The sequence below is a fragment of the Aquamicrobium ahrensii genome, assembly GCF_040545755.1.
Taxonomy (GTDB): domain Bacteria; phylum Pseudomonadota; class Alphaproteobacteria; order Rhizobiales; family Rhizobiaceae; genus Mesorhizobium; species Mesorhizobium ahrensii.
Genome location: NZ_JBEPMN010000003.1, coordinates 274,318 through 301,157, shown reverse-complemented (window position 1 = coordinate 301,157; position 26,840 = coordinate 274,318). Strand labels below are relative to the sequence as shown.

The window sequence follows — 26,840 nt, the reverse complement described above, 5'->3', positions numbered from 1 at the left end:
ACGGCGTTTCGAAGTCAGAATTGTCGCCACTTTAAGCTTTTGCAGGTTTATCCAATCCTCACCGGCACCTCGTCCTTCACCTTGCGGATGGTGAGGGCAGTGCGCACCGTATCCACGTTCGGCGTCGAGGTCAGGTCCTCGATCACGAAGCTCTGGAAGGCGCCGATGTCGCTGGTCACGCAGTGAAGCAGGAAGTCGGATTCGCCCGACACCATCCAGGCTTCGCGCACGATTGGCCAGTTGCGGGTGCGTTCGGCGAAGGCTTTGAGTTCCACTTCCGCCTGATGCTTCAGGCCTACAAGGCAGAAGGCTACGACTTCCATGCCAAGCGATGAGGCGTGGAGCAGGGCGCGATAGCCGCGGATAATGCCGCTCTCTTCCAGCCGTCTGACGCGCCGCAAGCAGGGAGGAGCGGAAATGCCCACCCTTTGCGACAATTCCACATTGGTCATGCGACCGTCGCGCTGCAATTCACGCAGTATTTTCCAGTCGATGGAATCGAGGTCAGCCTTAACGGTCATACGATCATCTCTGCGCAAGAATCTGTCGCCTTCCGGTAATTAAACGACTTTTTGACTGACGTCAGCGGTTTTATGCGCTGCCGCCCGACCTGTTCGATCCTGCGACAAGCTTTCCGGGGACACTTTGCCGTCTGCCTTGCTGGCAGGGCGACCAGCACTTACATTGGCGGCTGATATCGACCTGTTTGTCCAGCGGACCGCCCCGGCGGTTTTCCATCTGCAAGGCTGCATCATGACCGTCAAGCATGCTCCCGTTCTCATCGTCGGCTCCGGCCCGGCTGGCTATACTGCGGCCATCTATGCGGCGCGTGCGATGTTGAGGCCGGTTCTGGTCGCAGGCCTCCAGCAGGGCGGACAACTCACCATCACCACCGACGTCGAGAATTATCCGGGCTTTGCCGAGCCCGTCCAGGGGCCGTGGCTGATGGAGCAGATGGCGAAGCAGGCCGAACATGTGGGCGCTGAAATCGTCCACGACATCATTGTGGAGGTGGATCTTGATGCACGGCCCTTCGTTGCGAAGGGGGATTCCGGAACTGTCTACACGGCTGACGCGCTCGTGATCGCCACGGGCGCACAGGCGAAATGGCTGGGAATTCCTTCCGAGCAGACCTTTATGGGCTTTGGCGTATCCGCCTGCGCGACCTGTGACGGTTTCTTCTATCGCGGCAAGGACGTGGCAGTGGTCGGCGGCGGCAATTCGGCGGTCGAGGAGGCGCTTTACCTGTCCAATCTGGCGCGCAGCGTCACCGTCATCCATCGTCGCAACGATTTCCGCGCCGAGCGCATCCTGCGCGAGCGCTTGCTGGCCAAGGACAACATCAAGGTCATCTGGGATACTGTGGTTGACGAGATCACGGGCCGTCCGGGTCAGGCGCCGCAGCCGCCATCGGTCGAGGGGCTGAAGCTGCGCAACGTGGTGACCGGCGAGGAAAGCCGCTTGCCGATCGATGGCGTCTTCGTCGCCATCGGCCATGCGCCGGCCGTCGAATTGTTCACCGGAAAGCTGAAGCAAAAGCCGAACGGCTATCTGTGGACCGAGCCGGATTCCACACGCACCAATGTTCCGGGCATATTCGCGGCCGGTGATGTGACCGACGACATCTACCGTCAGGCGGTGACGGCGGCCGGCATGGGGTGCATGGCCGCCCTGGAAGCGGAGAAATATCTGGCAGGCATCGAAGCGCACCGGGACGCGGCGGAATAGCCGCAAAAAATCCTCACTCTTCCTTCAGACGCCGAATTAAACGAGGGGAACCATGGCGTTGGATTGGGACAAACTCAGGGTCTTTCATGCAGCCGCTCAGGCGGGGTCGTTCACCCATGCCGCCGAGACGCTGCATCTTTCACAGTCGGCCATCTCACGGCAGGTGAGTGCGCTGGAGCACGATGTCGGCGTGCCATTGTTCCATCGCCATGCGCGTGGCCTGGTTCTGACCGAGCAGGGCGAGATGCTGTTCCGGACGGCGCACGACGTGCTGATGAAGCTGGAATCGATCCGCTCGCGACTGCTCGAAACAAAGGACCACCCCACCGGCGTGTTGCGGGTCACCACCACAGTGGGGCTTGGCACCGGCTGGCTCACCGACCGGACCAAGGAGTTCCTCGACCTCTATCCTGAGATCAACCTGCAACTGGTGTTCACCAATGAGGAACTGGACCTGACCATGCGGCAGGCGGATTGTGCTGTTCGTCTGCGTCAGCCGCAGCAGCCCGATCTGATTCAGCGCCGGCTTTTCACCGTGCATCTGCATGTCTTTGCATCGCAGGACTATCTTGATCGTCACGGCATACCCAAATCGGCGGCCGATCTCGACCGTCATCGCATCATCACTTTCGGTGAACCCGTGCCCAACTATCTGGCTGGATTGAACGCCTTGGAGGCGGTTGGTCGGCCGGATGGCGAGAAACGGCCCAGCGTCCTGCAGATCAACGACCTGATGTCGATCCGCAAGGCGGTCAAGCGCGGGGTAGGGATAGCCATGCTGCCGGACTACATGTCCGGCAAGGATTCCGGTCTTGTGCCGATCCTCGAGGAGCTTGAAGGCCCCTCTTTCGATACGTTCTTCGTCTATCCCGAGGCGATGAAGAACCAGGCCAAGCTCAAGGCCTTCCGCGACTTCATGTTCGCCAAGGCGCGCAACTGGGCATACTGATACGGGCTGATCGCGCATCCCCGCCGTCGCATTAGCAATGGTTTGCGCTGACGCGCATATGGAAGAGGCGGTATCGTTCCGATCGCGATGTTCCAAACGACGCTGCCGGAACCGTGCCGTTCCGGTGCAATTTCTCCCGGTTTCTGCTCTGATTCTGGCCTTATTGCCTTCAGAGAGGCATTGGACCACAGGTCATGTGTTTTTGCATGAGTGCGTTGCAAAATAGATGCTTGTTTGCTGGGCAGGGGTGGCCCATATATTAGCCATCTCCTGAGCGCGTTCTCCTCCCATTAGCGCTCACGAGTGTTCCCCTCTGGAGGTTTAGCCTTTTTGGCAACTCCATCAAACTCAGCCGGATCTTCTGATCCGGCTTTTTTGTTTGCAGCGTTCTCCAACTCACGGGCTATTACGGGCCGGACCTGTGATGAATTTTTGTGCAAGCACCTCACAGACCCTGTCCTCATGTTTCTGCCTCTTGGACGCCCAGCGAAAGCGCTGCTCGATATTCGAGGTCAGCAGGCAGCCTGCACTGCGCGTGGGCGCGGCATCATACGACGGCGAAATTGACTGCGCCGAGGCAGGAAAATCAGGCGTAACGGTCATGTAACCTCTGTAACGTGACCACAGGAGCGAATCTTCTCTACATAAAACAAAGGACGCGGCAGGCTTTCCGGGGATGGGGGCATCTTCCGGAAGCCGGGTCTCAGGCGACAGCCGCGTCCGTCTGAATTCCTGCCGATGGATATCGGCGCATCTATGCGGCGGACCTGCCGTTCCTCCCCGGGGACGGTCCGCAACGGACGGCGGCAGTTCAATCTGCCGCCGTTTGTTCATAAGCGATAGCTTCGGGCAACTGCTCAGGCAGCCTTGCCAGACGCGTTCAGGACTTCGTCGGCAAGTCGTCCGGTAAGTTCCGCCATATGGCTGAAACATGCCACATAGCTGGCGACACCGGCCGTTGCCGAACGAAGTTCGATGATCAGGTCACCTATTTCGGCTTGCGGCATCGTCGCTTCCACCCTGTCCCATCCTGGCCAGCCTTCGCGGGCGTCGTAGCCCAGTATCTGGCCGCGTCTTTGCGGGATGATGGCGATGATGCGTGCTGTCGCATCCGACGGGGTGAATATCTCGACCTTCATCACCGGCTCCAGCAGCACCGGCGCGCAGGCGGCCATGCCTTCCTTCATCGCCAGCCTCGCGGCCATCTGGAAGGCCATGTCGGAGGAATCGACCGTGTGGTAGGAGCCATCGCTGAGATTGACCGCAATGTCGACAACCGGAAAGCCTAATGGACCGCATTTCAGATAGTCGCGAACGCCGGCCTCGACCGATGGGATATATTGCTTCGGCACCACGCCGCCGCTGATCGTGTCGGTGAATTCGAAGCCGGAGCCACGTGGCAAGGGTCTGATCTCAATCAGCACGTCGCCGAACTGACCGTGCCCGCCCGACTGCTTCTTATGGCGGCCGCGCTGTTGTGTTCCCTTGCGGATGGTTTCCCGGTAGGGCACAGCGGGGGCATGGCCCTCGACGGCGATCTGGTTGCGGCCTTCCAGTCTTTCACGCACCACTCGCAGATGCATTTCGCCATGGCCGGAGAGCACGGTTTCGGCTGAGTCCTGATTGTGTGTGAGGCTGAGCGAGGGGTCTTCCTCGGCAAGGCGCTGCACGGCCGCAGAGAGCTTCACATCGTCCTTGCGCTCCTTCGGCCGCAACGCGAAGGCGTAGACGGGCTTGGGCGGAATCAATTCGATCAGCGGCGCTCTCCCGCCTTTGGCGGCGGTCAGCGTCTGGCCGGTGCAGGCGGCTTCCAGCTTGCCCAGCGCCACCGTGTCGCCGGCGACGGCTTCACCCACCTTGGATTGTTCCTTGCCGAACATGCGGTAGAGGCCTGATATCTTGTTGATATCGCCGCCGGGGAGGTAAAGCTCGGCGCCGTCCGTCAGCCGCCCAGACAGAACGCGGGAGACGGAAAGCTTGCCGCCGTGCGATGTGTAGATCGTCTTCATCACCTGAACGAGCGTTGCACTTTCGCTGTCGGCAATCCCGAGTCGCCGCCGCGTCGCCTCGACATCAGGCGCATCATGGCGGATCGCCTTCAGCAGCCGCAACACGCCGTTGCCCTTCTCCGCCGTTCCAATCAGCACCGGCGTCACCCTGCCGTCGCGCAGGTCGGCGGCGAGATCGTCGAATACCGCGTCGCGGGGCGGTTCGATCTCTTCGAGCAACTGCTCCATCAACTCGTCATTGTGGTCGGCGAGGGTTTCCAGCATGGAGAACCGCGCTTCAATCTCGCGCGCCTTTTCGTCGCCCGGAATTTCGGCCACTTCGCTTTCGGCATACTCGCGATAGATATAGGCGCGCTCCAGCGCCAGATCGATCGATCCGATAACGACGCCGTCCTTGCGCAGGGGAATCTGGCGCAGCAACAATGGCACGGAGCTTGCTGGCTGCAGCGTCTTCAGCATCTCGCGCACGCCGGCCGTGGCTTTCTCGACCTTGTTGAGAAACAGAATGCGCGGCACGCCAAGCTCGTCCAGCCGGCGCATGATGAGTTGCAGGGCGGGGATCTTCTTCTCATCGGGCTCGGCAACAACCACGGCCACATCGCAGGCGGCCAGCACCGGGTCCGCTTCAAAGGCGAATTCGATCGATCCGGGACAGTCGACGAACGTCAGCGTATCACCCATGAAGTCGACGGTGGCGAAGCTGGCCTCCACGCTCATGGCGTGTTCGCGCGCTTCGGGAGAGTGGTCGGAGACAGTGTTGCCGGATGCGACCGGGTTCTGGCGTGGAGTGGCGCCCGTGCGGGCGAGAATGGCTTCGAGAAGTGTCGTCTTGCCGCTTGAAAAGGGACCGACGATGGCGATGCATTTCGGTCCCGTGCGTCTTCCTCCGGCGCGATTACCCATGGCTGACCTCCGCTCAGGCATTTTCCGAGTGAGCGGCGGCCGGCCTGTGACCGTCGCACATGGCAGGGCAACGCTGAACGGCCTGCCGTAAGGGCATGGTCACATGGCTTTCGCAGCAGAGCAAGAGGGACCAGAAGGCGTTGCTGTCGCGAAAACAGAAAGCCCGGCGCAAGGCCGGGCTTTTCGAGAGTCTTTTGAAGCGCTTGCGCTGGTCAGATCAGGTTTGCGGTAAAGCGCTGGATGCGCGTGCAGGCTTCCTCCAGAAGCGTGTCCGAAGTGGCGTAGGAAATGCGGAAGTTCGGGCCGAGACCGAAGGCCGTGCCGAAAACCACAGCTACGCCTTCGGATTCCAGAAGCTCGGAGGCGAAGGTTTCATCATTGTCGATCACCTTGCCTTCCTTCGTCTTCTTGCCGATCAGGTCGGCACAGGACGGGTAGACGTAGAAGGCTCCTTCCGGCGACGGGCATGAGATGCCGCGCGCCTGGTTGAGCATCGAGACCACGAGGTCGCGGCGGGCCTGGAAGACCGTCTTGTTCTTCGCGATGAAGTCCTGCGGGCCATTCAGAGCCTCGACCGACGCCCACTGCGCGATGGTGCAGGCGCCGGAGGTCTGCTGGCCCTGAATCATGTCCATGGCCTTGATGAGAGAGACGGGGCCGGCTGCGTAGCCGATGCGCCACCCTGTCATGGCATAGGCCTTGGAGACGCCGTTCATGGTCAGCGTGCGCTCGTAGAGGTTCGGCTCCACCTCGGCGATGGTTCTGAACACGAAATCGCCATAGGTCAGGTGCTCGTACATGTCGTCGGTCAGCACCCACACTTGCGGATGCTTCAGGAGCACGTCGGCCAGCGCACGCAGCTCGGCTTCGGTATAGGCCGCGCCCGAGGGGTTGGACGGCGAGTTCATCATCAGCCACTTGGTCTTCGGGGTGATGGCCTTCTCAAGCGCCTCGGGCGTCAGCTTGAAACCGTTTTCGATCGAGGTCTCGGCGAAGGCCGGCGTGCCGCCGCAGAGCGCCACCATTTCGGGGTAGCTCACCCAATAGGGGCGGGGGATGATAACCTCGTCGCCGGGGTTCAGCGTCGCCATGAAGGCGTTGAACAGGATCTGCTTGCCGCCGGTGCCGACGATGGTCTGCTCCGGCCTGTAGTCGAGATTGTTCTCGCGCTTGAACTTCCTGGCGATCGCTTCGCGCAATGGCGCGATGCCCGACACCGGCGGATATTTGGTTTCGCCGCGGCGGATGGCCTCGATGGCCGCGTTCTTGATGTTGTCCGGCGTATCGAAATCGGGCTCGCCCGCGCCGAGCCCGATGATGTCGCGCCCGGCGCTTTTCAGCTCCCGCGCTTTCTGCGAGACCGCGATGGTCGCGGAAGGCTTCACGCGGGAAAGGGCGTCGGCAAGAAAGGCCATTGGAACGTCTCCGATATATGGCTGGACGGGGAAAATACTGCACGTCTCTAATGTCGCATCAAGCGTTGCAGCGCAAGCTTTGTTCACTGCTCCAACCTGCTCATCGACCTATTTCAGAGGTGGTACGGCTGATGCAGGTTAAGCCGGCTTTAAGCGTTTCATGACAGGTTGGCCCGATGCCCAAATATGAACGGAAGATCTGAAAGGTGGCGCTGAGAGCAGGACTGGATCATATCGAGCGCGAGGAAGACGGAACCGCGACGGGGCGGTGGGGTCTTTTCACGCTCAGAAGCGCATTCCAGCCCATCTTTGCGTTCCATGAGGGCAAGCTTCACATCGAGGCCTTCGAAGCGCTCATCCGGCCATTCCGCGATGGTGAGCAGGAATCTCCCGCCGCGTTCTTTGCAACCTGCAACGCCGACGACAGGCAACAGGTGGAAGAACTGACCCGCACGCTGCATCTGCTGAACGCCGGTGTCTGCCTGCCCCCCGATATGTCCTTGTTCATCAACATCGATCCTTCGGTTTTCACGGATCAGGCCATTGGCGACAATACATTGCGCAACATGCGGCTGGTGCTGAACAGCGTCGGGATAGAGCCCACCCGTGTGGTGTGCGAGGTCACGGAAAATCCGACCGGGTCGCCGCAGGCGTTTTTCAGCTTCGTCGAAGGATTGCGCGGCAACGGTTTTCGCATCGCGGTGGACGACTATGGTGCGGACGAATCCGATATCGGCCGCATCAGGGAACTGATGCCCGACATCGTCAAGTTCGATGCCGTGTGGATCAATCGGCTTATGGAATCCGACGCCGGTTTCGCGTTGCTGTCGACCATGGTCAAATCCTTCGGAGATCAAGGCATTCGCACCGTGTTCGAAGGCATCGAGGAGGAGTGGCAGATCGAACTTGCGGAGAAATCCGGCGCCTCCATGGTCCAGGGCTTTGTGCTGGCCCGGCCCCGGATCGCGTCGCCTGACATGAAAATCCAAGAGCCAGCGCAGCCGAGTGATCCTCCGGCCCCGGAAACCGCTTCGCCCTCCCGTTCAAAATCCGGGCCCGGGGCAAGGGCTTTCGGACGACGGGTGGCGAGATGACGACGGGCGGCAAGAAGCGCCGTCTCGTGACGGATGCCATATTCGCCGACGAAATCGGCGTCGAATATGCCATCCATGACGAGTTCCGCCTGCGCAGTGCCTACCAGCCGATCTTCACACCTCGTGGCGATCTTCTTCGAATGGTGGCGGTGGAGGCCGTCGTGGAAGCCCATAGAAAGGGAGGAAGCGTTTGTCCGGCCGTGTTTCTCGACACGATCGACCCCGATGAACGCTCCTATATCGGGGCCCTGTGTCGAACGCTTCATGTGCGCAATTTCCGCAATCTCGGCCTTCGCAACGCGAGCCTGTTCTTTGGTTTCGACAGCGATATCGACACCCGTGACGGAGCGATCTCCGAATTGAGACAGATGTCGGGCCGGCTGGAGGAACTGGACCTGCATCCGGGTCTGGTGATGTGCCAGATCGATGTGCGCCATGGCGATGACGCAGCCCCCCCAGGTGAAATGGTGCGCGAAATGCGCGCCAGCGGACTGGGTGTGGTGCTGACCGGATTCGGCGTTGCGGAAGGCGGCGAGGCGCTGCTCAATCTTGTCAGGCCCGATGTCGTACGGGTCGACGGGCCATTGTTTGCGCTGCTGTGTTCCTATCCTGCCGCCGGGCGCCTGTTCGGCAGGCTGGTGACGATGCTGAAGACTGGCGGCACGCAGGTTCTGGTGGAAGGCATCGCGACGCCGCGCCAGTTGCAGGTGGCTGTGGAGGCCGGCGCTGATCTTCTGCAAGGCGTATTGCTGTCAAAGCCGCTCCCTGCCGGGGCGTTCTTCGATCAGGGTCCGCTGGTTACTGGCGCGCTTCTGCCCCGGACGGGCTCGGGAATCTGATCCGCTACGGAAGCGATGGGCGGCCGCGCAGGATTTGAAGTTCATTCATCGCTCCCCATCCATTGTACCGCGATATCAGAAGTCGCTGCGGAAGGGCAATTATAGGGGAGCCGGCGACGGCGGGGAGAAAAATTGCCGACGTTTGCGCGCCGGCATGAAAAAAGGCGGGCAAAGCCCGCCTTTTTGCTGGTCAGATTTGGTCAGGGGGCCTGACAGGGAGCTTTCTGGCCGGGCCGGCAGGCAATCTGCTGCTTCGGCTGGTCGGGTTCTTCAAGCTCCGGCGCGCTTCCCTCGCGACCGCCAGTACATCCGTGGCTTGCCGCGCGGTCCGGGTCACAGACCCGGCGCGCGCTCGCGCAGGGTCAGGCCGCCTGCAGAGACCCAGCGGACGACTTGCCGGTGCGGCGGTCCTGCTCGATCTCAAAGCTTACTTTCTGGCCGTCGGCGAGCTCGGTGAGACCTGCGCGCTGCACGGCGGAAATGTGGACGAAAACATCCGGGCCACCATTGTCAGGCTGGATGAAACCGTAGCCCTTGGTAGCGTTGAACCACTTGACGGTTCCAGTTGCCATTTGCGTATTCCTTCAATTCGCTGCTTTGTCTGTGACCGGAAAGCCATCCGGCCGGTGGTATCGAGATTTTGGAGATAGACGGCAGCAAGCTCTTAGGAACGCGCGGCCCGGATCGATCGGCCGAAATATCAATGTGCCCGATATAAGGATGACTTGTCCGGCTTGCAAGGGGTTGCGATAACAGCATGGGCCGGCCTTTGGAACCATCGCGGCGGGGCGGGCGTTTCAGAAGCCTCGCACGGCGGAGCACACCATGAAAATCTTTCCTCTCTGCAAGATCGCTCTCATCGGCCTGGGCTTCAGCCTGATTGCGGCGGAAGCGCAGGCGATTTCCCGCTACGACCCGACGCGCATGAGCTGCGAGGGCGTGCAGGCCCGCGTGGCGCGCGAGGGCGCGGTGATCCTGCGTTACCGTCTGGCGCGCAACCCGAACCTGCCGATCTACGACCGCTACGTCCATGACAGCCGCTTCTGTCCGGCGGGACAGGTGCGCGCCCACGCCTTTGTTCCGAGCGCCGACGCGCGCTCGTGTCCCGTCTACAAGTGCAAGCAGCCGGAATTCGAGCGGCGCGGCCGCATCTGGCGGTTTGGCCGGGACTGACATTCAAAAACCGAACGAGGTCTGGGCCGGCGGGGGCGGGCGGACGCGGACCCCTTCAAGTTTCAGCATTTTCAGCTTGGTCGCCGAGCCGCCCGGCGCGGAAAAGCCGCCGATCTTGCCGCCCGCCGCAACGATGCGGTGGCAGGGCACAACCAGCGGCGCCGGATTGGCGCCCAGGGCCGCTCCCGTTTCGCGCGCCATGCCTTCATGACCGGCGCGGCGGGCAAGCTCCCCATAAGTGACAGCCTCGCCGAACGCCAGACGGCGCGCGGCGGCGTAGATGTCGCGGCGGAAGGCGTCGACGCCGCCGAGATCGACCGGCACGGCGGAAAAGTCGACCTCGGCCCCGGTGAAATAGGCCCTGATATCGCCGATCAGTTCCGCGACCCAGCCTTGCGGCTGCTCCACGCACGGACCATCGCCTGCCAGACGCCGTTCGATGCTGCTCCTGCTTTTTTCAGGGAGACACAGCCGCGTGATGCCCGACGCGCTCCATGCAAGGCCCGCAAAGCCCATGTCCGTCTGGAAAACGGCATGGCCGGAGGGCATGGCGTCCACAGGGGTGTCGGTTGAATTGTTACGCATTGTTACATTATCTCATTCGTCCGGCCTTCCCGCCACCCGAAAACCATACACCCGCAGGTTGCCCGGTGGAATCGGCTGGTGTAAGGAGCGGTTAACCGAACAACGGACTTCGAACCGCTCTTGCCAGCGCAGCTCAAAATCGTCGCCTTCGGCATGGTGCTCGCTGCGCTGGGCGTTTCCGGTTGCACGACCACCTCGCAGACCACGCAGAACTTTGCCGAGACGAGCGAAGCGGACGCCGACGCCGGTTTCGTGATTCCGCTGCCGGAAACGGTGGCGGTTCTGCCCGAGAGCGCCTTTGCCGACGCCGCGCGCAGCGCCGATCTGGCCGCTCTGCCGGCCCCCTCGCAGCCCGGCGAGGCCGCGCCCGTGATGGCGCTGGCCGCACAGTCCGCCGCATCCCCGATCCAGCTTGCTTCCGCCGCCGCAATGCCGCGCGCGGAGCCCGCAGTGCTGACCACGGCCACCGATGCGCCCTCCGCCTCGCGCGGCGATGTGGACGGGTTGATCGCCAGATACGCCAATGTCTACGGCCTGCCGGAGCACTTCGTGCGCCGTGTCGTGAAACGCGAGAGCACTTTCAACCCGAAGGCTTACAACAATGGCCATTGGGGTCTGATGCAGATCAAGCACGCGACGGCGCGCGGCATGGGCTATGACGGCCCGGCCAACGGGCTGCTCGACGCCGAGACCAACCTGAAATATGCGGTGAAATATCTGCGCGGCGCATGGCTGGTGGCCGATGGCGACGAAAACCGCGCCGACCGGCTCTATCAGACCGGTTATTACTACCATGCCAAGAAGCGCGGCATGCTGGAGATCACCGGCCTCGGCAAAGACCGCAAGCGCCGGCGCGACCCGGCCGCCGTAACTCCGGCGCTGATCGTCGAGACGCCGCAGCAGGTCGATCTTCCGGTCGCGCTGAACTGATCCTTCCTGGCCGGTCCTTCTGGCAAGTTTATCCCCTTTTTCGAGGGCGGGCGTCGTCCGCAAGCTGCGCCTGTGATGTGCGAGACCTTCGCCACGCCCGGAAAACCGTCTGGCCATTGAGAGTATCGGGATGACGGGCGGCCTCGGGTCGCTCATCTGGAATGGTGTGGTGCGGCCCTTCAGCCGCCCGTCCGACGTCCTACCGGGCCCAGCCGGCACGCAGCGCTCGAAGCCCGCGCGCCGCCGTCGCCGGCGTTCGCGCGGAATGGACCGACCCGATCCCGTTTCCGGGACGGTTTGAGCCGGGCCGCCGCGTTACCGGACAGCCCCGCCTGTGGCGAACCATCGATCCCTTCGCCAGGCACTCCCGGTCGGCGACTCGCCCCCACGTTCAGGGTTCGCCGCCGCGCCGTCCCATCCTCCGCCAGCCACCGTCATGATCGGCGGTCCCGCAGGAAGGGCACGGGAATGATAAGCGAGACGGAGAGGGCGGGGATAAAATCCGGAGATCGGGCTGACGGAAGCGCAAGCGCGCCCGCCCCGTATCCGGGCTGGCCGTTTGATTGTCGCGGGAGCCGGCAGCGCCTTGCCCATGCCCGATATATGTGGCAACAGCGAGGGATGAAGTCCGCAGACTGTACCACCTGAACGCGCTTCCGCGCCATTGACGCAGGAAGCTTTCGCACCGGGGCTCGATGAGCAGCCGGCAGGCTCTGGTATGCCGTGGCGTGCGAACCGCCACCGCCAATACGGCATGTTTCAGCGGTATTTTTCCTCATGAACAATTTCTTCGAGAGCCCCTTCAGGGGCGTCACGCTCGACAAGCAGGTCACCAACCCGAACATCGTCGTCGGCCGGTACAGCTATTATTCGGGCTATTACCACGGCCACAGCTTCGATGATTGCGCCCGTTTCCTTTTGCCGGACGAGGGCGCGGACAGGCTCATCATCGGCGGCTTCTGCTCGATCGGATCGGGCGCGGCCTTCATCATGGCCGGCAATCAGGGCCACCGCCACGACTGGATCAGCACCTTTCCATTCTACTTCATGAGCGAAGTCCGGGCCTTCGCGGGGGCGCGGAACGGGTATCTTCCGGCAGGCGATACGGTCATCGGCAACGATGTGTGGATCGGCTCCGAAGCCGTCGTCATGCCGGGCGTCACAATCGGCCATGGGGCAGTGATCGGCGCCCGCGCGCTGGTGACACGGGATGTCGAGCCCTACGCCATTGTCGGCGGCAATCCGGGCAAGGTGATCCGGCGGCGATTCAGTGACGCCGATATAGACAGGCTGCTCGAGATCGCCTGGTGGGACTGGAGTGACGATCAGCTTCAGGAAGCGATGCCGGTCCTGACCAGCGGCGATGTGGAAGCGCTGCACCGCCATTGGCGAGCGCGCATCGCCCGGTAACCTTCTATCGGCCGGGCGAGGCGGCGCGGAAAACGGCCAGTTGCGCTTCGAAGGCCCGCCTGAAGGGGGCCCGCGCTTCGGCGCGGGCGACATAGGCGGCAAGGTTCGGATAGTCCTCCACAATGCCCGATGTCTTCAGCCTTTGCAGCACACTGACCATCAGGAGATCGCCCGCGCTGAACCTGCCATCCAGCCAATCGGCCTCGCCGAGGCGGCCGGAAAGCTCGTCCAGCCGGGTCCGGACGCGGCCTTCGAGAACAGGCAGGCGGTCTTCGCACCAGGGCTTGTCGCGCTCGAAAAGGCCGGCCATCGTGTATTCCACGATCGGCGGCTCCACCGTGTTGAGGGCGGCGAACATCCATGCGATGGCGCGGGCCCGCGCCTTCGGATCATCCGGCAGCAGGCCGCCATGGCGCTCCGCGATGTGGAGCACGATGGCGCCCGACTCGAACAGGACGAGATCGCCCTCCTCATAGGTCGGGATCTGCCCGAATGGATGAAGCGCGCGATGGGCGGGCGCCTTCATCGCCTCGAACGAGACAAGGCGAACCTCATAGGGCTGGCCCGCTTCCTCAAGCGCCCAGCGCACGCGCATGTCGCGCGCCAGCCCCTTGCCGCGATCCGGCGAGCGTTCGAAGGCGGTGATGGTGGGGATCATCGGAACGCTCCCTACTCGTTGATTTCGGGCTCCACCAGCTTCGCCAGCTTGCGCAGGGACTCCTGCCAGCCGAGATAACAGGCCTCGGGCGGGACGATGTCCGGCACGCCCTGCTGCTCGATATTGATCTCGGTTCCCACGGAAACGGCCTTCAGGGTGACGGTGACGCGCATCTCGCCCGGCAGGTTCGGATCGTCGAATGTATCGGTGTAGACAAGACGCTCTCCCGGGATCAGCTCGACATAGACGCCGCCAAAGGAATGGCTCTGGCCCGTGGTGAAGTTGCGGAAGGACATTCGGTGGCGGCCGCCGACCTTCGCTTCCATTTCATGGACGGTGCAGAGGAAGCCATAAGGCGGAATCCAGCTCGCTATCGCGTCGGCCTCGACAAAGGCGCGATACACTTTCTCCGGTTTGGCGGCGATGACCCGGTGAAGTCGGATTGTGCTGGGCATGTCATTCTCCTCTCGTTGCGGTTTCAGGGGCTGGTTCGAAAAGCAGCTTCAGATAGCGGATGAGGTGGTCGATGCTGTCGGCGGCGACCGCAGGGCCGCCCTTCGCCTTGGCGAGGATGAAAGCGCCTTGCAGAACGGCCTGGGTGTGGAGCGCGAGCGAGCCGGCGTTCCAGTCGGCGGCAAGGGCGCGATCGCGCATCGCAGCTTCGATGTCGGATTCCAGCGTGGCGGCATGGTCGCTGATGCTGCGGTCGCACGCTTCGCGAATGGCGGGAGCCGTCTCGTAGGTTTCCTGGACCATGGTGCCGACGAGGCAGGTGAACTCGGGCACGCCGCCCTGAAGCAGCGCCTTGCGAAATTCGAGATAGCCGAGGATACGGTCGAGCGGATCGGGATGGTTATGGTAGGGGGCTTCGGCGAACAGCGCTCCGGTCATCTGCGACCAGTATTGCGCGGCGGCGACGCCGAGCTCCTCCTTGCTTTTGAAATGATGGAAGAATGCGCCCTTGGTGACGCCGGCCGCCGCACACAGCTCGTCGACCGTGGCTGCCGAATAGCCCCTGGTGCGGACCACGGACAAGGCGGCGTCCAGAAGCTTGCGCCTTGCATCCAGTTTCGTGGCGGCTTTCGGCATGGTGTTTTCCCTAGGAGATATACATACCGACCAGTTGGTATGTTGTCAACAGAAGGTGGCGGAAACGGGAGACGGCGTTGGGAGCGGTGATGATGTGGGAGCGATCGCGGCGCTGGGGAAGGGGTCGGCGAGGGGGGAGCCGGCGAGGGGGGAGAGCTGGCGAGGGGGAAGAGAGCTGGCGAGGGGGGGGGCGGCGAGGGGGGAGAGAGCTGGCGAGGGGAAGATTGTGGTGGACAAAACAGAGACAGCCGAAGGCAGGCGGGAGCGTGCATCCGGGCGAAGGCAGATGGGGGAGCGGAGGTTGGCGGCGCAGTCGGTGACCTGCCACTGAGTTTTCATCCAGCGGCGATGAGAGCCTCGTCCGTTTCTGTTACGCCCTGAGGGGCGGGTTGAGCAACCGGATTGCCGGTTGCGGCGAGAAGCCCGGCGAAGGGCTGCGGGGCTGTCGCCTCGCGGCGCATGCGGCGAGGTCCACAAAAAAGGCCGGGTTTGAGCCCGGCCTTTTGCGATCTAAAGCGTGTCGCGATCGTTCAGATTCGCTCCCTACGCTTTAAGTTCTTGTTTTTACGCATGTCGCCCCGAAACCGGTTCCCGCTTTCGGGCGACATGCTCTTGCGTCTAAGCGGTCAGAAATATTCCTGCAACGGCCGCACTTCCAGCGAGCCGGCCTTCAGCGCCGCGATGGCCTCGGCCACCGCCGCCATGCCGGCCAGCGTGGTGTAATAGGGCACTTTCTGCATGAGCGTGGCGCGGCGCAGCGACTTCGAATCCGACACCGCCTTCTGGCCGTCCGTGGTGTTGAAGACGATCTGCACCTGACGGTTGCGGATGGCGTCCTCGATATGCGGGCGGCCTTCCAGCACCTTGTTGATCTTTTCCGCCGCAATGCCGTTTTCGGCGAGGAAGCGCTGGGTGCCGCCGGTGGCGAGCACCCGGAAACCTTGCCCGGCGAGGCGGCGCACCGGCTCCAGTATGCCGTGCTTGTCGTCGTCGCGCACCGAGACGAACAGCGTGCCCGAGCGCGGCAGGTCGACGCCGGCCCCGAGCTGCGCCTTGGCGAAGGCCAGCGCATAGTCGCGGTCGAGGCCCATGACCTCGCCGGTCGACTTCATCTCCGGCCCGAGCAGAATGTCCACCCCGGGGAAGCGGGAGAAGGGGAACACGGCTTCCTTAACCGCGATGTGGCCGGGATTGCGGGCGTTCGGCTTCTCGCCATAATGGGAGAAGGCGGCGTCCAGCGTCTCGCCGGCCATGATGCGGGCGGCGACCTTGGCGATCGGCTTGCCGACTGTCTTGGCCACGAAAGGCACGGTGCGGCTGGCGCGCGGGTTCACCTCCAGCACATAAATGGTGCCGTCCTTGATGGCGTATTGAACGTTCATCAGGCCGCCGACTTTGAGCGCCCTGGCGAGCGCAGCCGTCTGGCGCTCCAATTCGTCGACGATCTCGTCGGACAGCGAGTGGACGGGAAGCGAGCAGGCCGAGTCGCCCGAATGGATGCCGGCTTCCTCGATGTGTTCCATGATGCCCGAGACATAGACGTTCTCGCCGTCGCTCAGGCAATCGACATCGACCTCGATCGCGCCCGACAGATAGGTGTCGAACAGGAGCGGGTTCTTGCCGAGCAGCGTGTTGATCTGGCCGGTCTTGTCGTTGGGATATTTCTGCTTGATGTCCTCCGGCACCAGCTCGGGCACGGTGTCGAGCAGGTAGGTTTGCAGCATGGCCTCGTCATGGATGATCTGCATGGCGCGGCCGCCCAGCACGTAGGAGGGGCGCACCACCAGCGGGAAGCCGAGCTCGCCGGCGACGGTGCGGGCCTGTTCGACCGAATAGGCGATGCCGTTCTCGGGCTGGGTGAGATCGAGCTTCTGCAACAGCTTCTGGAAGCGGTCGCGATCCTCGGCAAGGTCGATCATGTCGGGCGAGGTGCCGAGGATCGGGATGCCGTTCTTCTCCAGCGCCTCGGCGAGCTTCAGCGGGGTCTGGCCGCCGAACTGGACGATGACGCCGACCAGTTCGCCGCGGCTCTGCTCCATCTTGAGGATCTCGATGACGTCCTCGGCGGTGAGCGGCTCGAAATAGAGACGGTCGGAGGTGTCGTAGTCGGTCGAGACCGTCTCCGGGTTGCAGTTGATCATGATCGACTCGTAGCCGGCCTCGGCCAGCGCGAAGCAGGCGTGGCAGCAGCAATAGTCGAACTCGATGCCCTGGCCGATGCGGTTGGGGCCGCCGCCAAGGATGACCACCTTCTTCCTGTCCGACACGCCGGCCTCGTTGGCCGGCTGGCCGGCGAAAGGCTGCTCATAGGTGGAGTACATATAGGCGGTGGGCGAGGCGAATTCGGCGGCGCAGGTGTCGATGCGCTTGTAAACCGGATGGACGGCAAGCGAATTGCGCAGTTGTGCGACTGCCTTCGGCTTCTGGCCGGTGAGCGAGGCGAGGCGCGCGTCGGAGAAGCCCATGGCCTTCAGCATGCGCATGTTGGCGGCGTCCTGCGGCAGGCCATGCTCGCGGATGCGGGTCTCCATGGCGATGATGCCGGCGATCTGCTCCAGGAACCACGGGTCGATCTTGCACATGGCGTGCACGTCTTCCAGCGAGGCGCCCATGCGGATCGCCTGCGCCACCATGCGCAGACGGTCGGGCGTGGGCGTGCCCAGCGCGGCGCGGATGGCGTTCTTGTCGTCGCTGTGATTGCCCCCCTGGCCGATGCCGGGAATCTCGATCTCATCGAGGCCGGTGAGGCCGGTTTCCATGCCGCGCAGCGCCTTTTGCAGCGATTCCTGGAAGGTGCGGCCGATGGCCATGACCTCGCCGACCGACTTCATGGCGGTGGTCAGCGTCGGCTCCGCGCCGGGGAATTTTTCGAAGGCGAAGCGCGGGATCTTGGTGACGACATAGTCGATGGACGGCTCGAACGAGGCGGGCGTCGCGCCGCCGGTGATGTCGTTATCCAGCTCGTCCAGCGTGTAGCCGACGGCCAGCTTGGCCGCGATCTTGGCGATGGGGAAGCCGGTGGCCTTGGAGGCCAGCGCGGAAGAGCGCGACACGCGCGGGTTCATCTCGATGACGACGAGGCGGCCGTCCTCGGGGTTGACCGCGAACTGGACGTTGGAGCCGCCCGTCTCGACGCCGATCTCGCGCAGCACCGCGATCGAGGCGTTGCGCATGATCTGGTATTCCTTGTCGGTCAGCGTCAACGCCGGCGCGACCGTGATGGAGTCGCCCGTATGGACGCCCATCGGGTCGATGTTTTCGATGGAGCAGATGATGATGCAGTTGTCCGCCTTGTCGCGGACGACCTCCATCTCGAACTCCTTCCAGCCGAGCACGCTTTCCTCGATCAGCACCTCGGTGGTGGGGGAGGCGTCGAGGCCGGACTGGACGATGGCGAAGAATTCCTCGCGGTTGAAGGCGATGCCGCCGCCGGTGCCGCCGAGCGTGAAGGAGGGGCGGATGATGGCGGGCAGGCCAACGGCGTCGAGCGCCTGCGCGGCGACGCCCATGGCGTGCGACACGTAGCGCTGCTTGCGGTCGCCCTCGCCAAGGTTCCAGCGGGTTTCGAGCGCATCGAGCTCGGTGTCGGACGCGCCGGACACTTTGAGTTCGGCGCGCTCGGCCTCGTGCTTCTTGCGGTCGGCGTCCTTGACCTCGGTGGCGTTGGCCAGCATCGACTTCGGCGTTTCAAGGCCGATCCTGGCCATCGCCTCGCGGAACAGGGCGCGGTCCTCGGCCTTGTCGATGGCGTGCGCGTCGGCGCCGATCATCTCGACATTGTAGCGTTCCAGCACGCCCATGCGGCGCAGCGACAGCGCCGTGTTGAGCGCGGTCTGGCCGCCCATGGTGGGCAGCAGCGCGTCCGGGCGCTCCTTGGCGATGATCTTGGCGACGACCTCGGGCGTAATCGGCTCGATATAGGTGGCGTCGGCCAGCTCCGGATCGGTCATGATGGTGGCCGGGTTGGAGTTGACCAGAATGACGCGGAAACCTTCCTCGCGCAGCGCCTTGCACGCCTGCGTGCCGGAATAGTCGAATTCGCAGGCCTGGCCGATGACGATGGGGCCGGCACCGATGATCAGGATGGATTTGATATCGGTGCGTTTTGGCATGGCGGGGTCCGTTATGGCTGTGCACGCGAAACACCGGCGCCGGATTTCCGGGTCGGTTCACGCTGCGTGGATTCTCAGTATCAGGCTAAGGGGGCCTTATAGGGGAGAGTTTCAACCGATGTAACCCCGAAAAATGCATCTTTGCCCAGCCAATACGCATGGCTGGGCGAAGGGACCGGGGAACGGTCCCGATCCATACGGCCGGCCAATGCGGTTCAGCCGTTTTCGTCGAGGGCGAACGAGCCGGTGACGATCACGCCCGAACGCTCATAGCTGGCCAGGAGGACGCCTGAGGTGGACACTTGCGAATGTGTCAGCCTGAAGGCCCCGGGCATGGCCCCACCCTGGAACAGGCGCTTGCCCTTGCCCAGCACCAGCGGGAAAGTCAGCAGGCTGATTTCATCGACCAGATCGCCCGCAAGCAGCGTCTGAAGCAGGACGGTCGAGCCCTGAACGAGCAGATCGGGTCCGTTCCCCGCCTTCAGGTCGCGCAAGGCGGCAGCCGGATCGGGCGTCAGCGCCTCGCTGTTTCGCCAGCCGAGGCTGTCCGGCCGGTGCGTGGCGACATATTTGGTGACGGTGTTGAAGGATTTCGCGATCGGATCGGAGTCGGGAACGCGCGGCCAGTGGGCGGCGAAGATATCGTAGGTGCGGCGTCCCAGCAGAAGGTCGAAAGGCGTGTCGAAGGTGCGGTCCATGAAACGGCCCATCGGCTCGTCCCAATAGGAAACCGTCCAGCCGCCATGCTCGAAGCCGCCGTCGCGGTCCTCGTCCGGGCCGCCGGGCGCCTGCATGACGCCATCCATGCTGACAAAGGCGGTCAGTCTGATCTTTCTCATCAGATTGCTCCCGTTAGGGTGTGCGCCCCGCGTCCGCCGGGATTGGGCCACGGGAAGCCTCGCATGGCAAGGCCGTGCTGCGCATGGACGCCCGCATCGGAACGATTGGCCCGCTTCGCGCGTTGCCGCGCAAGCCAACAATGGTCATGACTCGGACAGGCCGATAAGTTATCTATCGGGCCGGAAGAAGCAGCGCAGGCGCGACAGCCTGCCACCAAGGATGAGGATCGCGCATGCGCTGGAGAGGCCGCCGTCAAAGCGACAATATCGACGACCAGCGCGGACAGGGCGGTTTCGGCAGGCCCGGCGGCATTGGCGGTGGCGGGCCGGGCCGGATCCGCATCCCGGTGGGCGGGCGCGCCGGCGGCGGCGGCATTTCCACCATCGTCATTCTCGTCGTGCTGTTCTTTGCGCTGAAAGCCTGCGGCATCGATCCGATGCAGGTGCTGACCGGGGGCGGAGGCGGGCTGCTGCCGGGCGAGGACAGCGGGCGCGTCACCTCCAGCGAGCCGGGCTCGGGTTCCGTGCGCAACGACGAGATGCGGCAGTTCGTGGCCACCGTCCTGGCCGAGACGGAAGATGTGTGGAACGGCATCTTCCAGGCAAACGGGCTGACCTATCAGGAGCCGCAACTGACCTTGTTCGACGGCCAGATCCGTTCTGCCTGCGGCTTCGCCTCCTCGGCTTCCGGGCCGTTCTACTGCCCGGCTGACAAGAAGGTCTATCTCGACACCTCCTTCTTCCGCCAGCTTTCGCAGCAGTTCGGCGCATCGGGCGATTTCGCCGAAGCCTATGTCATCGCCCATGAGGTCGGCCACCATGTGCAGAACCTGATCGGCGTGTTGCCGAAGTTCAACCAGATGCGCCAGAGCATGGGCGAGCAGGAAGCGAACCACATGTCGATGCAGGTCGAGCTTCAGGCCGACTGCTTCGCCGGCGTGTGGGGCCATTACACCGCCCAGAAGGGCATTCTGGAAGAGGGCGATCTGGAAGAGGCGCTGAATGCCGCCCAGCAGATCGGCGACGACACGCTGCAAAAGCGCACCCAGGGCTATGTGGTGCCGGAAAGCTTCAACCACGGCACTTCCGCGCAACGCCAGAAATGGTTCGCCCGCGGCTACCAGAGCGGCAAGCTTTCCGACTGCGACACATTCAACAATCCGATCTGAGGGCAGCATGACACAAAGCCGCATCGCCGTCATTCAGGCTGGGACCAGCCTGTTCGACACGCCGCGCACACTTGAGCGCATGGAGGCCCATTGCCAGGCGGCCGCCGCGGAAGGCGTCGAACTCGCCGTTTTCCCCGAAGCCTATGTCGGCGGCTACCCCAAGGGCCTCGACTTCGGCGCGCGGATCGGAACGCGCACCGCCGCTGGCCGCGACGATTTTGTGCGCTACTGGCAAGCTGCGATCGACGTGCCGGGGCCAGAAACGGCCCGTATCGGTTCCTTCGCGGCGAAGATGAAGGCGCATCTTGTCACCGGCGTCATCGAGCGCGACGGCGGCACGCTCTATTGCACGGCGCTGTTCTTCGGACCGGATGGCGCCTTGCTCGGAAAGCATCGCAAGCTGATGCCGACCGCAAGCGAGCGGCTTTTGTGGGGGCAGGGCGACGGCTCGACCATTCCCGTCTTCGACACCGATATCGGCCGCATCGGCGCGGCGATCTGCTGGGAAAACTACATGCCCAATCTTCGGCAGGCGATGTACGGCAAGGGCATAAGCCTGTGGTGCGCGCCAACCGTGGACGAGCGCGACATCTGGCAGGCTTCGATGCGCCATATCGCCTATGAAGGCCGATGCTTCGTGCTGAGCTCCTGCCAGTACATGACGCGGGCCGATGCGCCGGACGCCTATGACTGCGCACAGGGGAACGATCCTTCGACCGTCCTCATCCGCGGAGGAAGCGTGATCGTGGGGCCGCTTGGCGATGTGCTCGCCGGCCCCGTCTACGACCGGGAAGCCGTCCTGACCGCGGACATCGACCTCACCGATACGATCCGCGGCAAGTTTGATCTCGATGTGGCCGGCCATTATGCGCGCCCCGACATATTCAGGCTCAGCGTGAACGAGACGGAGCGGACGCCGGTGAGCTATCAGGTCGAAGTCGCCGAGGACGAGGAAGGCGAGGAGCCCGGCGAGATCGCGCTATAGCAAGAAGGCGGCGCGGCCGGACCCACACGACCTTGTGCGCGCCACCTCGATTGACGGGCGGAAAATCTGCGCCATACTGACGTGCAATGCATGGCGCGCGGGCTCCCGAGTGTCGGGGCGGTCACCTTGTCGGCATAGAGGGCGACGCCTTCCGTTTTCCGGACGGAAGGCTGACACGGTGTTTTTGCGCGGTCTGCGACATTTCCGGAATCGCGTTTTGTATAAGAACGGCTTTCGCGGCCCTGCTTGCGGCGGCGGCCGTTTCGCTTGCGCCGCCAGTGCAGGCGGCCGGCGTCGGCGAGGCGCTGGATGAACTGCGCCCGGCGGGCCAGGCCGATGCCGCACCGCCATTTTCCCTTGCCAATCTCTCCGGGGAGACCGTCGATCTTTCGGACCATCGCGGCCGCCCGGTCATCGTCCACTTCTTCGCCACATGGTGCGAGCCGTGCAGGGAGGAACTGCCGGCCTTGCAGCGGCTGGCGGCGCGGGCCGGGGAGGCAATGCCCCTGACGGTGCTGGCGATTTCCGTCGGTGAGGTGGAATTGCGCGTGCGACGGTTCTTCACGGATGCGCCCGTCGCCTATCCTGTGCTGCTCGACGAGGACATGAGCGTCGCCAAAGGCTGGGGCGTCCGCTCCCTGCCGGCCACTTTCGTGCTCGATGAAACGCTGACGCCACGCCTTGTCGTCACGCACGATCTGGACTGGGACAGCATCCAGGTGGAGCGGCTGCGCGAACGGCTGGCTGCAACGGTGAGCGAGTAAATGGGAAACGGTTCAACGGGAGGAAAACCAATGAGGATCGACAGAAGGGATTTTCTGAAGGCGGGCGCTGCGGTTTCGGCTGCGATGCTGTTGCCGGCTTCCGCACGCGCCAATAGCGGCTTCGCGCCCAGGCCGGGCGACTGGCGCAGGTTCGAGGTGGTGACGCGACTTGAGATCGCCGAGCCGGACGGCCGGACGCAGGCATGGATTCCGTTACCTTCGGTGAACGAGGCTGACTGGTTCCGCTCCGAAAGGAGCGAGTGGACCACCAATGCAGGCAGGGCGCATCTGGTGCGGGAGCCGAAATACGGGGCCGACATGCTCCACGTCGAATGGGATGAAGGAGAAAAGGCTCCCGTGGTGGAGGTCGTCAGCCGTATCGCCGCCCGCGACAGGGCGGTGGACCTCACCACTCCCGGCAACCCGCCGCCGCTGACGCCGACGGAGCGTGCGCTCTATACGGCTGGAACCGACCTCATTCCCGTGGACGGCATCGTGCTGGAAACGGCGCAGAAAATCTCCGCCGGCGCGGAAACCGATGTCGACCGGGCGAGGGCGATCTACGATTGGGTGGTGGACAACACCTTCCGCGATGCGAGCGTGCGCGGATGCGGCGTCGGCGATATCGCGGCGATGCTGGAGAGCGGCAATCTCGGCGGCAAATGCGCGGATCTCAACGCGCTCTATGTCGGGCTGGCGCGGGCCGCGGGCCTTCCGGCGCGCGACGTCTACGGCATAAGGGTCGCGCCCTCGCAGTTCGGCTACGCCAGCCTCGGGGCGAAGAACGAGGTGATCACCAAGGCGCAGCACTGCCGGGCGGAGGTCTATCTGGACAGCCATGGCTGGGTGCCGGTCGATCCCGCCGACGTGCGCAAGGTGGTGCTGGAGGAGCCGCCCGGCGACCTGGCCGCCGATGACGCGAAGGTGGTGGAGGCGCGAAAGGCGCTGTTCGGGTCATGGGAAACCAACTGGCTGGCCTACAACATGGCGCATGACGTGTCGCTGCCGGGAGCGGAGGGGCCGAAACTCGGCTTCCTGATGTACCCGCAGGCGGAGACGGCTTCGCTGCGTCTCGACTGCCTCGACCCGGACACCTTCAGATATGCGATCACGGCGCGGGAACTGATGGCCTGAAAACCTGTCTCCCGAAGGAGCGCCGACTTTGGGAGACAGTCGCTCTAACGCTTTGATTACGCATCTGAATAATCCGAAAATGTCTGCTTTTCGGCCCGATGCCCTGAGCGCTTCAAGGGCGGCCGATGGCGGATTGCGTTGCGATCCCGCCATCGGCGGCAGCATGTGTCAGCATGAAAGATTCCGAGGTGTTCTCTTATTGTTCCTTGCCGGCGACAAGCCTATAAGGAGCGCTTCGCCTTTCCGGCGAAGAGAGGACACGCAAGATGGTGGACACCGCAACGGCACGGCGCGGGCTGGCCCTCGTCTTCATGATATTGTTGCTCGACATCATCGGCTTCGGCATCATCATGCCGGTGCTGCCTGCCTATCTGCAGGAACTGTCCGGCGTCGATGTGAGCGTGGCGGCGCGCGAGGGCGGGTGGCTGCTGTTCGCCTATGCGGCCATGCAGTTCGTGTTCGCGCCGGTGATCGGCAATCTCTCCGACCGGTTCGGACGCCGGCCGATCCTGCTCGCCTCGGTGTTCACCTTCGCCATCGACAATCTGATATGCGCCATCGCCTGGTCCTATCCGATGCTGTTCATCGGTCGCGTGCTGGCCGGCATCAGCGGGGCCAGCCATTCGACCGCCTCGGCCTTCATCGCCGATGTCAGCACCGACGAGAACCGTGCGCGCAATTTCGGGCTTCTGGGCATCGCCTTCGGGGTCGGCTTCGTCATCGGGCCGGTGCTGGGCGGCATTCTGGGCGAGTTCGGGCCGCGCGTGCCCTTTTATTTCGCGGCGGGGCTGGCCTTCCTCAATTTCGCGATCGCCTTCTTCCTGCTGCCTGAGACGCTGGAGGCCAGGCATCGCCGGCCCTTCGAATGGCGGCGGGCGAGCCCGCTCGGCACGCTGAAGCAGATGCGCAACTATCCGGGCATCGGCTGGCTGGGGCTGGTGTTCTTCCTGATGATGCTCGGCCACATGGTCTATCCGTCGGTGTGGTCGTTCGTCGGCGACTACCGCTACGGCTGGAGCGAACGGATGATCGGCCTGTCGCTCGGTCTGTACGGATTGTGCGGGGCGGTGGTGATGGCGTTCGTGCTGCCGCGCGTGGCGCGGGCGCTCGGCGAATGGCGCACGGCCGCCGTGGGACTGGCCTTCACCGCCATCGCCGCCTTCGGCTACGCGGCCGCCTGGCAGGGGTGGATGATCTACGCGGTGATCGTGGCGACCTGTCTGGAGGCACTGGCCGAGCCGCCGCTGCGCAGTCTGGCCGCGGCAAGGGTGCCACCCTCCTCGCAGGGCGAGTTGCAGGGTGCGATCACCAGCCTGTTCTCGATCACCGCGATCATCGCCCCGCTGCTCTACACCAACATATTTTCGTGGTTCACCGGGCCTGCCGCGCCGGTGGAGTTCGGCGGGGCTTCCTATGTGGTAGCCGGCATATTCCTCGGGCTGGCGCTGTTGGTGCTGGTTACGAAGGTGCGCGCCCCTGAAAGCAGGACGGCGCGGCCCTGGGGGCCGCCGCGAAAAGCCAACCGCAGGTTGGGCGCTGACAGGTTTGCGGGCGATCAGGCCCGCTCGGCCAGCGCCGGCTCGCCCTTGCGCTCGCGGATGAGGTTGGCGAAACGGCGGAAGAGATAGTGCGAATCCTGCGAGCCGGGCGACGCCTCCGGGTGGTGCTGCACCGAGAATACCGGCTTGCCGACGATGGCGATGCCGCAGTTCGAGCCGTCGAACAGCGAGACATGCGTTTCCTTCACGCCCTCGGGCAGCGAGGTGGTGTCGACCGCGAAGCCGTGGTTCATGGACACGATCTCGACCTTGCCGGTGGTATGGTCCTTTACAGGATGGTTTGCGCCATGATGGCCCTGATGCATCTTGACCGTGCTGCCGCCGGTGGCGAGCGCCAGGATCTGGTGGCCAAGGCAGATGCCGAAGATCGGGATGTCGGTCTTGAGCAGTTCGCGCAGCGTCGGCACGGCGTAATCGCCGGTGGCGGCAGGGTCGCCGGGGCCGTTGGAGAGGAAAACGCCATCGGGCTGGAGGGCGAGGATATCCGCGGCCGAGGCGGTGGCGGGCACAACGGTGACCTTCGCGCCGAGGCCGGCCAGCAGGCGCAGAATGTTGCGCTTGACGCCGAAATCGACGGCGACGATGTGCATGGACGGCGCGTCCTGCTCGCCATAGCCTTCGTTCCAGACCCAGGGCGTCTCTTCCCACAGGCTCGACTGGCCGCTGGTGACGTCCTTTGCAAGGTCGAGGCCGACGAGGCCCGACCAGCCGGCGGCTTTTTTCTTCAGCGTCTCGACGTCGAAATCGCCGTCCGGGGAATGGGCGATGACAGCGTCGGCCACGCCCTTTTCGCGCAGAAGCGCGGTGAGCGCGCGGGTGTCGAGACCCGACATGGCCACGACGCCACGCTTCTTCAGCCATTCGTCGAGGCCGCCGGTGGCGCGGTAGTTGGAGGGCGTGGAGATGTCGGCCTTGAAGATCGCGCCGACTGCCCCGGCGCGCGAGATCGGCGCAAGGCTCTCCTCGTCTTCTTCATTGACCCCGACATTGCCGATATGCGGGAAAGTGAAGGTGACGATCTGGCCGGCATAGGAGGGATCGGTGAGGATTTCCTGATAGCCGGTAAGCGCGGTGTTGAAGCAGACCTCGCCAATGGCTTCGCCCTCGGCGCCGAGGCCGCGTCCTTCGATCACCGTTCCGTCGGCGAGGACGAGCAGGGCGGTCGGCTTTTCCGAAACCCAGGGGGCAGTGCTGGCCATGGCGGCGCTCCAATCGTGAAGGTTGCGCGGACACAGGACCGGAGCCGGATGTCCGCGGCAAAAGGCACGGGGCGGCGAACTTTCGCGACCTCCGCGCACACTTGATGCTCAGTTCATGCTAAGGCTCCGAGATAGGGGAAGCGGCCGGTCCGGTCAACACCGTGTGCGGCCAAGTCGCAGCTTTTCTGCGCCGCCCCGCATTTTCGCGCGCTGCAAGGCTCAAAACCGCTTTTCAGCGCAGGGCGACATGCTCTATAGCATCGGACCGAAAAGTGGAATCCGGTTTTCGGAAAATCC

Annotated in this window: 24 protein-coding genes; 12 read left to right on the top strand and 12 right to left on the bottom strand. The window is 63.7% G+C overall.

The window, feature by feature from the left end; all coding sequences use genetic code 11:
- Window positions 1-47: 47 nt before the first annotated feature.
- Entirely contained in the window at window positions 48-521 is a 474-nt protein-coding gene (locus tag ABID44_RS06400) for an Lrp/AsnC family transcriptional regulator (protein ID WP_354150858.1), read from the bottom strand.
- A gap of 232 nt (window positions 522-753) precedes the next feature.
- On the opposite strand from ABID44_RS06400, the gene trxB reads away from it, so the two are divergent.
- Both trxB and ABID44_RS06390 read left to right on the top strand, forming a co-directional pair.
- Window positions 754-1,728 (top strand): thioredoxin-disulfide reductase, encoded by a 975-nt coding sequence (gene trxB, locus ABID44_RS06395; RefSeq protein WP_354150857.1) that lies wholly within the window; start codon window positions 754-756, stop codon window positions 1,726-1,728.
- A 52-nt stretch (window positions 1,729-1,780) separates the two neighbouring features.
- Entirely contained in the window at window positions 1,781-2,677 is an 897-nt protein-coding gene (locus tag ABID44_RS06390) for a LysR family transcriptional regulator (protein WP_354150856.1), read from the top strand.
- 396 nt (window positions 2,678-3,073) lie between these two features.
- On the opposite strand, the gene ABID44_RS06385 is transcribed toward ABID44_RS06390, so the two are convergent.
- The 3 genes from ABID44_RS06385 to ABID44_RS06375 all read right to left on the bottom strand — a co-directional run bounded on the left by ABID44_RS06385 (window position 3,074) and on the right by ABID44_RS06375 (window position 7,004).
- Complete coding sequence (locus ABID44_RS06385) at window positions 3,074-3,280, bottom strand: hypothetical protein (protein ID WP_354150855.1); 207 nt, start codon at window positions 3,278-3,280, stop codon at window positions 3,074-3,076.
- Window positions 3,281-3,534: 254 nt separating this feature from the next.
- A complete protein-coding gene (locus tag ABID44_RS06380) occupies window positions 3,535-5,589 on the bottom strand; it encodes an elongation factor G (RefSeq protein WP_354150854.1) in 2,055 nt (684 codons plus the stop codon).
- Between the two features lie 212 nt (window positions 5,590-5,801).
- Window positions 5,802-7,004 carry a pyridoxal phosphate-dependent aminotransferase gene (locus ABID44_RS06375; RefSeq protein WP_354150853.1) on the bottom strand — a complete coding sequence of 401 codons (1,203 nt, stop codon included), beginning with the start codon at window positions 7,002-7,004 and terminating at the stop codon, window positions 5,802-5,804.
- Window positions 7,005-7,210: 206 nt separating this feature from the next.
- On the opposite strand from ABID44_RS06375, the gene ABID44_RS06370 reads away from it, so the two are divergent.
- Both ABID44_RS06370 and ABID44_RS06365 read left to right on the top strand, forming a co-directional pair.
- Entirely contained in the window at window positions 7,211-8,098 is an 888-nt protein-coding gene (locus ABID44_RS06370; RefSeq protein ID WP_354150852.1) for an EAL domain-containing protein, read from the top strand.
- Window positions 8,095-8,937, top strand: coding sequence for an EAL domain-containing protein (locus tag ABID44_RS06365; protein WP_354150851.1), 843 nt, complete (start codon window positions 8,095-8,097; stop codon window positions 8,935-8,937). Before ABID44_RS06370 ends, ABID44_RS06365 begins: the two co-directional genes overlap by 4 nt.
- A gap of 362 nt (window positions 8,938-9,299) precedes the next feature.
- Here the strand turns inward: ABID44_RS06365 and ABID44_RS06360 are convergent, their stop codons facing one another.
- The gene (locus ABID44_RS06360) at window positions 9,300-9,509 is read right to left on the bottom strand and encodes a cold-shock protein (protein ID WP_035030509.1); all 210 of its coding nucleotides are present in this window, start codon (window positions 9,507-9,509) and stop codon (window positions 9,300-9,302) included.
- A gap of 253 nt (window positions 9,510-9,762) precedes the next feature.
- Here ABID44_RS06360 and ABID44_RS06355 point away from each other — a divergent pair, with 253 nt between their 5' ends.
- Complete coding sequence (locus tag ABID44_RS06355) at window positions 9,763-10,110, top strand: hypothetical protein (protein WP_354150850.1); 348 nt, start codon at window positions 9,763-9,765, stop codon at window positions 10,108-10,110.
- Between the two features lie 3 nt (window positions 10,111-10,113).
- Here the strand turns inward: ABID44_RS06355 and ABID44_RS06350 are convergent, their stop codons facing one another.
- Window positions 10,114-10,695: a methylated-DNA--[protein]-cysteine S-methyltransferase gene (locus ABID44_RS06350; RefSeq protein WP_354150849.1), complete on the bottom strand. Its 582-nt coding sequence runs from the start codon at window positions 10,693-10,695 to the stop codon at window positions 10,114-10,116.
- Window positions 10,696-10,815: 120 nt separating this feature from the next.
- Here ABID44_RS06350 and ABID44_RS06345 point away from each other — a divergent pair, with 120 nt between their 5' ends.
- Complete coding sequence (locus tag ABID44_RS06345; RefSeq protein WP_354150848.1) at window positions 10,816-11,625, top strand: transglycosylase SLT domain-containing protein; 810 nt, start codon at window positions 10,816-10,818, stop codon at window positions 11,623-11,625.
- A 777-nt stretch (window positions 11,626-12,402) separates the two neighbouring features.
- A complete protein-coding gene (gene catB / locus ABID44_RS06340; RefSeq protein WP_354150847.1) occupies window positions 12,403-13,035 on the top strand; it encodes a type B chloramphenicol O-acetyltransferase in 633 nt (210 codons plus the stop codon).
- Window positions 13,036-13,039: 4 nt separating this feature from the next.
- On the opposite strand, the gene ABID44_RS06335 is transcribed toward catB, so the two are convergent.
- The 5 genes from ABID44_RS06335 to ABID44_RS06315 form a co-directional block, all read right to left on the bottom strand.
- Window positions 13,040-13,693, bottom strand: coding sequence for a glutathione S-transferase family protein (locus tag ABID44_RS06335; RefSeq protein WP_354150846.1), 654 nt, complete (start codon window positions 13,691-13,693; stop codon window positions 13,040-13,042).
- An 11-nt stretch (window positions 13,694-13,704) separates the two neighbouring features.
- A complete protein-coding gene (locus ABID44_RS06330) occupies window positions 13,705-14,148 on the bottom strand; it encodes an SRPBCC family protein (protein ID WP_354150845.1) in 444 nt (147 codons plus the stop codon).
- Window position 14,149: 1 nt separating this feature from the next.
- Complete coding sequence (locus ABID44_RS06325) at window positions 14,150-14,782, bottom strand: TetR/AcrR family transcriptional regulator (RefSeq protein WP_354150844.1); 633 nt, start codon at window positions 14,780-14,782, stop codon at window positions 14,150-14,152.
- A gap of 626 nt (window positions 14,783-15,408) precedes the next feature.
- Complete coding sequence (gene carB, locus ABID44_RS06320) at window positions 15,409-18,894, bottom strand: carbamoyl-phosphate synthase large subunit (protein ID WP_354150843.1); 3,486 nt, start codon at window positions 18,892-18,894, stop codon at window positions 15,409-15,411.
- A gap of 215 nt (window positions 18,895-19,109) precedes the next feature.
- Entirely contained in the window at window positions 19,110-19,733 is a 624-nt protein-coding gene (locus tag ABID44_RS06315) for a dihydrofolate reductase family protein (protein ID WP_354150842.1), read from the bottom strand.
- A 233-nt stretch (window positions 19,734-19,966) separates the two neighbouring features.
- Here ABID44_RS06315 and ypfJ point away from each other — a divergent pair, with 233 nt between their 5' ends.
- From ypfJ to ABID44_RS06290, 5 genes are all read left to right on the top strand, one after another.
- Entirely contained in the window at window positions 19,967-20,902 is a 936-nt protein-coding gene (ypfJ, locus tag ABID44_RS06310; RefSeq protein WP_354150841.1) for a KPN_02809 family neutral zinc metallopeptidase, read from the top strand.
- Window positions 20,903-20,909: 7 nt separating this feature from the next.
- On the top strand, window positions 20,910-21,887 hold the full coding sequence (locus tag ABID44_RS06305; RefSeq protein ID WP_354150840.1) for a nitrilase-related carbon-nitrogen hydrolase: 978 nt from the start codon (window positions 20,910-20,912) through the stop codon (window positions 21,885-21,887).
- Between the two features lie 86 nt (window positions 21,888-21,973).
- Window positions 21,974-22,651, top strand: a complete 678-nt coding sequence (locus tag ABID44_RS06300; protein WP_354150839.1) for a TlpA family protein disulfide reductase — start codon at window positions 21,974-21,976, stop codon at window positions 22,649-22,651.
- A 36-nt stretch (window positions 22,652-22,687) separates the two neighbouring features.
- Window positions 22,688-23,785: a transglutaminase domain-containing protein gene (locus ABID44_RS06295; protein ID WP_354150988.1), complete on the top strand. Its 1,098-nt coding sequence runs from the start codon at window positions 22,688-22,690 to the stop codon at window positions 23,783-23,785.
- Window positions 23,786-24,051: 266 nt separating this feature from the next.
- The gene (locus tag ABID44_RS06290; RefSeq protein ID WP_354150838.1) at window positions 24,052-25,413 is read left to right on the top strand and encodes a TCR/Tet family MFS transporter; all 1,362 of its coding nucleotides are present in this window, start codon (window positions 24,052-24,054) and stop codon (window positions 25,411-25,413) included.
- On the opposite strand, the gene carA is transcribed toward ABID44_RS06290, so the two are convergent.
- Window positions 25,341-26,543: a glutamine-hydrolyzing carbamoyl-phosphate synthase small subunit gene (carA, locus tag ABID44_RS06285; RefSeq protein ID WP_354150837.1), complete on the bottom strand. Its 1,203-nt coding sequence runs from the start codon at window positions 26,541-26,543 to the stop codon at window positions 25,341-25,343. The genes ABID44_RS06290 and carA overlap by 73 nt on opposite strands.
- Window positions 26,544-26,840 lie beyond the last annotated feature (297 nt).